Origin of the sequence: Candidatus Pelagibacter communis, from assembly GCF_001180165.1 — a bacterium.
In the GTDB taxonomy this organism is placed as follows: Bacteria; Pseudomonadota; Alphaproteobacteria; order Pelagibacterales; family Pelagibacteraceae; genus Pelagibacter; species Pelagibacter ubique_P.
In genome coordinates this window covers 17,812-28,904 of record NZ_CVSQ01000025.1, presented here as the reverse complement: position 1 = coordinate 28,904, position 11,093 = coordinate 17,812, and the positions used below count along the sequence as shown (strand labels likewise).

Genomic DNA, 11,093 nt, shown 5'->3' with positions numbered 1-11,093 from the left:
CCTAGTTCGTCTGCCATAAAATTTTATATAAAAAATTAGAGCGGACTATTAAGTCCGCTCTAATGTAAAGATTATTTAATGATTACTTTAATGTTGCTGCGTGAGCCATTCCTAGCTTCGCATTAGACATTTGAGCACCACTCCAGAAAGGAACTGCTATATCAGCAAATTCTTTCATAGAGTCCCAAACTTCAGCAAAGAATGCATTTTTAGCTGCGTTTGTTTCTAAACTTTTCTTAGCAGCTGCCATGTATTCTGTGAAGTAATCAGAAGGAGTATCTTCTAATTTTACACCATGAACTTCAGTAAGCTCTTTTAAAGCTTTTCCGTTTTCATAGATTCTGTAACTTAGAGATTTCGCTAAAGATGCATTTGCTGCAACTTCTAGAGACTTCTTCTCATGAGCACTCATAGCTTCATATGTTTTTCCAGTAATATAAAAGTCAGCATTTACGACTACTTGGTGTAAACCTTGTAGGTAGTAGTGCTTTAATACTTTTTGGAAACCAAAAGTTAAGTCTGGTTTTGGACAACACCATTCAGCAGCATCAATAGTTCCTGCTTCTAAAGCTGGTAGAATATCTCCACCACCCATAGCAACAGATGCTATACCGATGTCTTTATAAGTTTGTCCTGGAATTCCTGGAGGAGTTCTGAATTTATATTTTCTAAAATCAGCCATATCTTTAATTGGTTTTGGAAACCATCCTAAAGCTTCAGGACCAACTGGTTGAATCATAAATCCTTTAATATCTCTTCCCATTTCTTTCCATAGTCTGTCGTATAGCTCTTTACCTCCACCATACTGAAACCATGATAAGAATGCGATGTTATCAATACCAACACCACCACCTGCTACTGGCGAACCAAATAACATAGCTGCAGGGTGATCACCTGACCAATAGTGTGTCCAAGCAAATCCACAGTCGATAAGTCCTTTATCAACAGCATCTAAAGTTTCTTTTACACCAACAACTGCTCCTGCAGGCATAATTTCAAACTTAAGAGATCCACCTGTCAAAGTTGTAACAGTGTCAGTAAAGTCTTTTAACATTTTAACTTCATCAGCCTTAGTGTTAAGAACTGTCTGACATTTTAGTGTTTTCGCAGCGTTAGCATTTGAAATAAATCCAAATACCATTGCAACTGCAAATAACATTGAAATGATTTTTTTCATTTGTTTCCCTCTCTTTATTTTTAAAAATGAAACCTTGTCAAAGAATGAAATCTAAAACAAGTGCTATTATTGGATTATTTGAGTTTTTTTGTGTACATAAATATTACAAATTAAAAAATTTAATTTATAAGAGTTCTAATGTGGATAATTTTGATTTTATAATTCTTGGAGCAGGATCTGCAGGATGTGTGCTTGCTAACAGGTTGTCTGAAAATCCTTCAAATAAAGTACTTTTAATTGAGGCTGGAGGTAAGGATAATTATCCTTGGATACATATTCCTGTTGGTTATTTCAAAACAATGCATAATCCAAAGACCGATTGGTGCTACAAAACAGAACCTGATGAGAGCATGAATAATATTTCCATTAGGTATCCTAGAGGAAAAACTTTAGGAGGAAGTTCTTCTATCAATGGTCTACTTTACATAAGAGGTCAACACAGAGATTATGATATTTGGCGACAACTAGGTAACACAGGTTGGGGATGGGATGATGTTTTGCCTTATTTTATCAAAGCAGAAAACCAAGAAAGAGGAGAAGATGAGTTCCATGGAGTTGGGGGGCCTTTATCTGTTTCAGATCAAAGAATACATCTGCCTCTTTTAGATGAATTTCAAAATGCTGCTGAGGAATTTGGCATTCCAAAAACAAAAGATTTTAATACTGGTGATAATCATGGCTGTGGTTATTTCCAAGTAACAGAAAAAGACGGCTTTAGATGTAGTACAGCTGTTGGATATCTAAACCCAATCAAGAACAGACAAAATTTAAAAATACTAACCAATTCACATGTCAAAAAAATAAATTTTGAAAATAAAACTGCCAAAGAAGTTGAGTATTGGGAAGGAAATGAATTAAAAAAAGTTCAAGCAAATAAAGAAATTATTATTTCATCAGGAGCTATTGGATCTCCTCAAATCTTGCAAGTTTCTGGTATAGGAAATCCTGAAAAACTTAAAAATCTTGGAATTGATATGGTGCAAAATTTAAATGGTGTTGGAGAAAATTTACACGATCATTTAATGCTAAGACCAATCTATAAAATTAATGGATTAAAATCTCTAAATAAAAAAATTAATAGTTTATTTGGAAATTTAATGATTGGCTTAGAATATGTTTTTAAAAGAAGTGGCCCGATGACTATGGGTGCTAGTCAACTTTGCATGTTTGCTAAAAGCGATCCATCTTTAGAGCTACCAGATTTACAATGGCATATTCAGCCCATGAGTATGGATACGTTGGGAGCAACAAAAAATCATGATTTTCATGCATTCACCCCTACTGTTTCAAATATCAGACCAACAAGTAGAGGGCATGTTAGCATTGTTGATAAAGACTCAAGAACTTATGCAAAAATAAAACAAAACTATCTATCAACTGATCACGATAGAATGATTGCAGCTAAAGGACTTAAATTAACCAGAAAAATCATAATGGAGTCTGAAACTTTTAAAAAATATACCCCTGAAGAATACAGACCTGGCATTCATTTAAATGACGATGAGGAGTTAGTTAAAGAAGCATCTAATTATGCACAAACTATTTTTCACCCAGTTGGAACTTGTAAAATGGGTCAAGATGAAATGTCTGTAGTAGATGAAAAACTTAAGGTTAGAGGTGTTAATAACTTAAGAGTAATAGATGCATCAATAATGCCAAACATCACCTCAGGTAATACAAATGCACCAACAATAATGATTGCAGAAAAAGGTGCGGATATGATACTAGAGCGATAATGTTTGCAGAATTTTTTACACCTGAGCAAATAGCAATATTAACTCAAATAATTTTTATTGATTTAGTTTTAGCTGGAGACAATGCAATAATAATTGGAATGGTTGCATCCAAGTTTCCAGTCGAGCAGAGAAAAAAAGTTATATTCTGGGGAATTGGTGGTGCTGTAATTTTAAGAATTATACTAACTTTGCTTACAGCTTATCTACTGCAAATCACTGGTTTAAGATTAATTGGGGGATTATTATTACTTTATATTGTTTATAAACTTTACGTAGATGTAATCAAAGGTTCAGAAACAGAAGAAAATGTTAAAGTAGACAATTCTAGTTTTTTAAAGGCTATTTGGACAGTTCTACTAGCAGATTTTACAATGAGTTTAGATAATGTTTTAGGTGTTGCTGGTGCAGCAGGCGATCATTATGGACTACTTGTATTTGGATTAGTGTTATCAATCATTTTAATGGCAACTGCTGCAACATTAATATCTGGATGGATTAAAAAATATAAATGGATTGCTTGGGTTGGTTTACTAGCAATATTAATAGTGGCTGTAGAGTTGATTTACACAGATATTAAAATAATATTCTTTTAATGTATCTTCAAAAAATAAATCTAAAAAACAAATACACTTTAGTTACTGGTGCAGGTAAAGGATTGGGGAGAGCTTGTTCCATTGCGTTAGCTGAAGCAGGTGCAACGGTTATAGCTTTAAGTAGAACTCCTTCAGATTTAAATAAATTAGAAAAGGATATTAAAAAAGTTAAGGGTAAAATTATTAAAGTTTCGTGCGATGTAATGAACTATGAGGATTTAAAACAAAAATTAGATAAAATTAAAATTATTGATGTATTGGTAAATAATGCAGGAACTAACATTCCAGAACCATTTGAAAAAATTAAACAAAAAAGTATGAATTATCTTGTAGATTTAAATCTAAAAGCAGCATTTAATGTGGCACAACTTGTTGTAAAAAAAATGCTTAAAAATAAAAAAAGACCTGGTTCAATCATAAATATGTCATCACAGCTCGGTCATGTGGGTATGGGAGGAAGAAATGTATACAACATGACAAAATTTGGTATTGAGGGACTAACTAAGGGAATGGGTGTAGAGTTAGCAAAAAAAAATATAAGAGTTAATACTGTAGCACCTACTTTTGTTGAAACACCTATGGTTAAAAACTTTTTTAAAAACAAAAAATTTAAAAAATTAGCCCTTAGAAATATACCAATGGGAAAAGCGGCTACTGAAAGTGATGTTGCTACAACAGTATGCTTTTTGGCTTCATCAGCGTCTTCAATGATAACTGGAACATCAATAATTATAGATGGTGGATGGACAGCTCAATAATTTATAGATTTTTTTTTGTTTTTTTAATATTTATATCCCCAGTAAAAGCTATTGAATTCCAAGGTAAATTTCTGCAAGGTCATTTTATATTAGGTAAAACTGATCCTAATGCTAAAATTTTGGTTGGAAAAAAAGAGGTTAAAGTATCAAAAGATGGTTTTTTTGTTTTTGGTATAGATCGAGATCAAAAATACGACTTAACATTTACAAAAATTATTGATGGAAAAAAATCAATAACTACAAAAAAAGTTTTAAAGCGTAAATACAATATCCAAAGAATAGATGGTTTGGCAGAAAGTAAAGTAACCCCACCTGAATCTGTTTATAAAAGAATTAAACAAGAAAATAATGCAATTGGAGAAGCAAGAGCAATTAATTCGGATCTACAATTTTTTAAAGAAAAATTTATTATGCCAGTTGAAGGAATAATCAGTGGTGTTTATGGTAGTCAAAGAATTTTAAATGGTAAACCAAGGTGGCCTCACTATGGAATAGATATTGCTGCTAAACAAGGAACGATGATTAAATCTTCTGGCTCAGGTGTCGTTACTATGGCTGAAGATGATTTATACTATACTGGTGGCACAGTTATAATGGATCATGGTCATGGGATATCAACAATATATTCTCATTTAGAAAATGTATTAGTCTCAGTTGGTGATCAAATTAATCAAGGGGATATCATTGGGACAGTTGGATCAACCGGCAGATCAACTGGACCACACTTAGATTTTAGAGTTAATTGGTTTCAAACTCGACTTGATCCAATGTCAGTGATTAATTAAACTAAGTTTATTCGGGCACCTGGTAATTAATCAAATTTTTAAAAAGATTATTACAGTTCTTTAGCAGGATCTAAACATTCAAGTACTTTTCCAGTACATGGTTGTACCCTCATCTTTTCTATTAAATTTTCTTCATTAAATGGTTTGTATGATGTATCTGAATTTAATTGTAGATATATCAAACTATAATAGTCATAATCTCTTTCAACAGAATGAGCGGTAATAATTTTGTTATTATCAAAATCAATAACTATTTGTTGTCCGTGAGCACCATCCATCATTAAAATAGGTCTATCTTCAACACCGATAGCATCCCATAAAAACTGACCACCATACCTTAATGCAACTCGATGATTGCCATTAAACTTACTTGTTTCATAATTTCTATCAACTCTATTTTCATACATAGTTTTTAAATACTTACCAACGCAAGTATCATTCTTCCAGTGATTTAACATTAAGTTAGCAATTCTTACATAATCATATCTGTCAGCATAAAAAGAATATCTACCGTACTCACCAGATTTTCTGTTACCTGATCGACTCTTCTCTAATGACTTACCAAAATAAACTCTTTTAGCAACTTTAGCGTCTTCAACAAATATCTTATGTAATAACTTATTCCATTCATCACCAGTTTTGTAAATAACGTAATTCATAATAACGTTAGTTGTTAAAGCACTATAGTTAAAATGAACACCAGGTTCTAAACCATCTTTACCTTTAAAGTATTTCTTCATAACATACTTGATAGGTCTAGTATTTGTATTTAAACCTTTGCCCTTAATAGCATTGTCTTTATTATAAAGTCTGTCACCGATTATTTTATCATCACCAGCCTGCATATTAAGTAAGTTAATTAATTTTTGATTTTCATATAAAGTACCTTCAACAGTTGGATAATCTATTCTATCAAAAACTGTGTGGTTAATATAATTTGAACAAACAGCATAACCTGTAACCAAAGATACTAAAGACTTGCCTACAGAATGTGAGGGATATGGTCCTCTGTATTTACTTTTTCTATTTTGATCAACTAAAATTTTGTTATTTTCAAATAAGATGTAAGAAACTAAACCAGTTTTTTTATTTGATATCTGTTCATCAACTTTTTTAGATAAATCGTTAGTTTGTAAATCAAACTCAAACTCATATGTTTTATTTTTCTTGTCACCTATTTTGTATTTATGCATACAATCAAAACAATATTTCTCTCCAGCAAATGTTACGCCAATCATCAAAAAGAAAGGCAGTATGAGATAAATAATTCTAGACATTCAGATTTTATATATTTAAATTTTACTCAACTCTTAAATTTAGTCACCTTTCTTTTTAAATTTCAGATCGTGCTCTGAAACGTTCATAAATTAACCTAGCTCTAACTCCTAAACTTAAAATTGGATCAGGAGGTAGCCATGTAGGTTTATTTCTTGCTTCAATAGTTTCTATCTCTTTTGTGTTTTTATTACTTGCTTTGATTGCTATTTGCTCTCCAAATAAAGTACCAACTCCAATACCAGAGCCATTATAACAACCTGCAACAAATATATTGTCATCTATTTTTTCAAAAATTTGAGAACTATTTCTAGTTCTTGAAACAATTCCTGACCACGAAGATTGAACAATATCATCAGGTAATTCCGGAAATCTTTTTTTAATTCCAAGTATTTGTTTTAATGATCTTTTGTTCAATTCAGATTTAGACATTTGATAAGGATTATAAACTTCTGCAGTATTTCTAATTAAAATTCTTCTATCTTTAGTCATTCTTATAGTGGCCCCCATCGGTCTAACAGGTAATACTCCCCACTCTTTAGGCTCTCCAAGAGATATAAACTCTTCATCTGATAAAGATCTGGTCATACTAGCTGTTAAAGTAATTGGAAAATTATAATTTGATTTTATTCCTAAAGACTTCAGAAATCCGTTTGTAGCAAAAATAATCTTTTTAGTTTTAATCGAACCATTTTTAAATTTACAAATGACTGTATCATTTTTCTTTTTCCAATTTAATAATGAAGAATTTTCATAAAGATTTACGTTTTCTGGCAATGTATCAATCATAGCTCTAACCAATTTACCTGGATGTAATAAAATCCCTCCCTTTGTATGAAGAGCAATATTGTAAAAATTGGTACCTAATCTTTTTTTAAGTTCTTTATTTGATAACAAATTATTTTCAAAACCTAATTTTGATAAGGTATCTGAAAAATTTTCTAATATTTTTATATCTTCTTGCTTTGATGATGCAAAATATTTTCCACAATCATTCCAATCACAATCTACCTGATATTCTTTAATAAATTTTTTAATAACTTCTATTCCCAATTTATAGATGTCTGCTTTTTTTTTATAATTATCCAATTCTTTATTAGAGGTAAAACCATCATTAAGTGTTGTATCCACTAAGTATCCTGAGTTTCTTGAGCTAGCACCCTCGCCTGCTAGCTGAGCATCAACTAATAATATTTTTTGATTTGGGTAAAGTTGACCTAATTTTCTTGCTGCAGATAATCCTGTGTAACCTGCTCCAATAATTAACCATTCACAATCTAAATCAGATGAAAGTGTTACAATATTATTTCTTGGACTTAAATCATTAACCCAACTACAGCTATCATCGTTTACAACTTCCATGAAAGAAGATTACGATAATTGGTTGTTATTTAAAAGATTTTAAGAATTTAAAGAAGGCTGCTTCTTCATATCCTCTTTTTTAATGCCAGCTACTCTTACTGGTTTTTTCATAGCATCTCTTCTAAACGGTTCCCCAAGCTCTTGGTTAAGAATTACCTCAATAAATGTTGTAATTCCTTTCTTTTGATCCTCACAAGATTGCTTAATTGCATTTGTGGTTTCTTGCATTGTTCTAACAGTTACACCTTTTAAGCCACATGCGTCAGCAACTTTAGCATAACTTAATTCTGGATCTAATTCTGTACCAACAAAGTTATTATCAAACCAAAGTGTCGTATTTCTTTTTTCCGCACCCCATTGATAATTTCTGAAAATAACCATTGTTATTGCAGGCCACTCTTCCCTTGCACATGAGCTCATTTCGTTCATGCTTATTCCGAAAGCACCATCACCAGCAAATCCAATAACAGGAGTATCCGGACAACCAATTTTTGCTCCCAATATTGATGGAAAACCATAACCACAAGGACCAAATAAACCTGGTGCTAAATATTTTCTTGGCTTTTCGAATGTAGGGTAAGCATTACCTATCGCACAATTGTTTCCGATATCGCTTGATATAATTACATCGTCAGGCATTCCTGCTTGAATTGCTCTCCAAGCTTGTCTTGGTGACATTCTATCTGCATCTCTTTCTCTTGCTTCTTTGTTCCAGACTGTTCCCTCATCATCATCTTCATGATCTAAACTCGAAAGCTTTTGTAACCAAGCTGACTTAGTTTGATGAATTAAGTCTTTTCTAGCTTGTCTGTCAGTGTCACCAGCATTTGAAGATAATTTTTCAAAAATTTGTTCAGCAACTAATTTTGCATCACCACTTATTCCTACAGTAACTTTTTTAGTCAAACCTATTCTGTCAGGATTAATATCAACTTGAATAATGTTTGCATTCTTTGGCCAATAATCAATTCCATAACCAGGTAAAGTAGAAAATGGATTTAATCTAGTTCCCAATGCTAACACTACGTCAGCTTTTGAAATTAATTCCATTGCAGCTTTTGATCCATTATATCCTAGAGGACCAACAGCTAAAGGATGGCTTCCTGGGAAACTGTCATTATGCTGGTAACCTGAACAAACAGGGGAATCTAATTTTTCTGCAAGTTTTTTTGTAGCCTCTATAGCTCCTCCAATAACAACACCTGCTCCTGATAATATTACTGGAAACTTTGCTTTAGATAGCAAGTCAGCTGCTTTAGCTACAGCGTCATTCCCTCCTCCTTGTCTTTCGAGTCTTACAATTGGAGGAAGATCGATATCAATTACTTGACACCAATAATCTCTTGGAACATTAATTTGTGCTGGCGCCGACCCTCTTATAGCTTTTTCTATAACTCTATTTAGTACCTCAGCCATTCTTGATGGATCTCTTACTTCTTCTTGATAACAAACCATGTCTTTGAATAAATTCATTTGCTCTACTTCTTGAAATCCACCTTGCCCCATTGTTTTGTTTGCTGCTTGCGGTGTAACTAATAAAAGAGGAGTATGATTCCAATAAGCTGTTTTAATTGGTGTAACTAAACCAGTAATTCCAGGTCCGTTCTGAGCAATAACCATTGACATTTTACCAGTAGCTCGTGTGTAACCATCAGCAATTAAACCACCATTTGTTTCATGAGCGACATCCCAGAAAGTAATACCTGCATCTGGAAAAATATCTGAAATTGGCATAAAGGCTGAACCGATAATTCCAAACGCATGTTCAATACCGTGCATTTGTAAAACTTTTACAAAAGCTTCTTCTGTTGTCATTTTTGTCATAAAACTAGAACCTCTCTAAAGTGTAATTATACTATTTATAAAATTCGTTTGTTAATTTGTGCGATTAATATATAAGTTTTTACGAATTTCAAACAAACAAATCGACACGATATGGCAACAGATATAATCATACATGATAAAAAAGACAACGTGGGAGTAGTTGTTATTGAAAAAATCACTCCTAAACAAGACTGTGCTTGCTGGATAATGGAAGACGACAGTTCAACAAATATTCAATCCGTAGATGAAATACCTTTAGGTCATAAAATTGCAATGGTTGACCTTAAAGAGGGTGATACTATTTTAAAATATGGTCACGATATTGGTAAAGTTGTTAAATCAATCAAAAAAGGTGAGCATGTCCATGTTCACAATGTAAAAACAAAGAAGTGGTAATAGTATGGAAATCCCAAAGAGCTTTTTAGGTTATAAAAGAGAAAACGGCAGAGCCGGAACAAGAAATCATGTAATTATTTTGCCAGTCGATGACATTTCGAATGCATGTGCAGAGGCAGTTGCTAATAATATTAAAGGTACAATCGCTCTTCCTCATTCTTACGGCAGACTTCAGTTTGGTGCAGATTTAGAGCTTCATTTTAGAACAATGATAGGAACTGGATGTAATCCAAACGTTGCAGCAGTAATTGTCATAGGTATTGAACCTAAATGGACAAAAAAAATTGTAGATGGAATTGCTAAAACTGGAAAACCAGTTGAAGGATTTCATATTGAGCGTACAGGAGATATTGGCACGACAATGAAAGCATCAAAAAAAGCTCAAGAATTTGTGATGTGGGCTTCAGAAAAACAAAGAGAAGAGTGTCCTTTAAGTGATTTATGGATTTCAGTTAAGTGTGGAGAATCTGATACTACTTCAGGACTTGCTGCAAACCCAACTGTTGGAAATTTAATGGACAAACTTGAGCCATTAGGTGTTCACTTGTGTTTTGGTGAAACATCTGAATTAACTGGTGCAGAACAAGTGTGTGCAACTAGAGGAGCAACAAAAGAAGCATCTGACAAATTTATGAAAACCTGGAGCTCTTATAATGATTTTATTTTAAAAGAAGCAACAGATGATCTTTCTGAAAGTCAACCAACAGCTGGAAATATAGCTGGAGGACTTACAACAATTGAAGAAAAAGCTTTTGGGAATTTTCAAAAAATTGGAAATTGTAAATTTATTGATGTTCTTGAACCAGCTGAAGAACCAACTAAAGGAAAAGGTTTATATTTTATGGACACATCATCTGCTGCTGCGGAATGTGTGACGCTTCAAGCAGCTGCCGGTTTTAATATTCATTTGTTTCCAACTGGACAAGGTAATATCGTTGGAAATCCAATTGAACCTGTTGTTAAATTAACAGCTAATCCATTAACCGTAAAAGGCATGGGAGAGCATATTGATTGTGATGTTTCAAAAATTCTTTCAAGAGAAATGAATTTATCTGAAGCAGGTGATGAATTAATTAAAACTACACTAAGAGTAGCAAACGGTAGATTAACTTGTGCTGAAGCTTTAGGTCATAGAGAATTTGTTATGACTAAACTTTACAGAAGTGCTTAATTAACTTTAGTCTTTC

10 protein-coding genes are annotated in these 11,093 nt (G+C 32.7%); 6 read left to right on the top strand and 4 right to left on the bottom strand.

The window, feature by feature from the left end; translation table 11 throughout:
- Nucleotides 1-82: 82 nt before the first annotated feature.
- Nucleotides 83-1,177 carry a TRAP transporter substrate-binding protein gene (locus AMN88_RS01880; RefSeq protein WP_075536171.1) on the bottom strand — a complete coding sequence of 365 codons (1,095 nt, stop codon included), beginning with the start codon at nucleotides 1,175-1,177 and terminating at the stop codon, nucleotides 83-85.
- Between the two features lie 140 nt (nucleotides 1,178-1,317).
- Between AMN88_RS01880 and AMN88_RS01875 the strand changes: the two genes are divergently transcribed.
- Genes AMN88_RS01875 through AMN88_RS01860 form a run of 4 tightly spaced genes read left to right on the top strand, consistent with a single transcriptional unit; the run spans nucleotide 1,318 to nucleotide 5,049 of the window.
- On the top strand, nucleotides 1,318-2,913 hold the full coding sequence (locus AMN88_RS01875) for a GMC family oxidoreductase (protein WP_075536173.1): 1,596 nt from the start codon (nucleotides 1,318-1,320) through the stop codon (nucleotides 2,911-2,913).
- Nucleotides 2,913-3,506, top strand: coding sequence for a TerC family protein (locus tag AMN88_RS01870; protein WP_075536170.1), 594 nt, complete (start codon nucleotides 2,913-2,915; stop codon nucleotides 3,504-3,506). The genes AMN88_RS01875 and AMN88_RS01870 overlap by 1 nt, the downstream gene beginning before the upstream one ends.
- Nucleotides 3,506-4,264 carry an SDR family NAD(P)-dependent oxidoreductase gene (locus tag AMN88_RS01865; RefSeq protein ID WP_075536169.1) on the top strand — a complete coding sequence of 253 codons (759 nt, stop codon included), beginning with the start codon at nucleotides 3,506-3,508 and terminating at the stop codon, nucleotides 4,262-4,264. The genes AMN88_RS01870 and AMN88_RS01865 overlap by 1 nt, the downstream gene beginning before the upstream one ends.
- Nucleotides 4,249-5,049, top strand: a complete 801-nt coding sequence (locus tag AMN88_RS01860; protein WP_075536168.1) for a M23 family metallopeptidase — start codon at nucleotides 4,249-4,251, stop codon at nucleotides 5,047-5,049. The genes AMN88_RS01865 and AMN88_RS01860 overlap by 16 nt, the downstream gene beginning before the upstream one ends.
- 50 nt (nucleotides 5,050-5,099) lie before the next feature.
- Here AMN88_RS01860 and AMN88_RS01855 read toward each other — a convergent pair whose 3' ends face one another.
- From AMN88_RS01855 to xsc, 3 genes are all read right to left on the bottom strand, one after another.
- Entirely contained in the window at nucleotides 5,100-6,287 is a 1,188-nt protein-coding gene (locus AMN88_RS01855) for a hypothetical protein (RefSeq protein WP_075536167.1), read from the bottom strand.
- A gap of 94 nt (nucleotides 6,288-6,381) precedes the next feature.
- Nucleotides 6,382-7,686 (bottom strand): NAD(P)/FAD-dependent oxidoreductase, encoded by a 1,305-nt coding sequence (locus AMN88_RS01850; protein ID WP_075536166.1) that lies wholly within the window; start codon nucleotides 7,684-7,686, stop codon nucleotides 6,382-6,384.
- Between the two features lie 39 nt (nucleotides 7,687-7,725).
- Nucleotides 7,726-9,510, bottom strand: coding sequence for a sulfoacetaldehyde acetyltransferase (gene xsc / locus AMN88_RS01845; protein ID WP_075536165.1), 1,785 nt, complete (start codon nucleotides 9,508-9,510; stop codon nucleotides 7,726-7,728).
- Between the two features lie 111 nt (nucleotides 9,511-9,621).
- Between xsc and AMN88_RS01840 the strand changes: the two genes are divergently transcribed.
- Nucleotides 9,622-9,906, top strand: a complete 285-nt coding sequence (locus AMN88_RS01840; protein ID WP_075504801.1) for a UxaA family hydrolase — start codon at nucleotides 9,622-9,624, stop codon at nucleotides 9,904-9,906.
- Nucleotides 9,907-9,910: 4 nt separating this feature from the next.
- Nucleotides 9,911-11,077, top strand: a complete 1,167-nt coding sequence (locus tag AMN88_RS01835; protein WP_075536164.1) for a UxaA family hydrolase — start codon at nucleotides 9,911-9,913, stop codon at nucleotides 11,075-11,077.
- The last annotated feature ends 16 nt before the right edge of the window (nucleotides 11,078-11,093 follow it).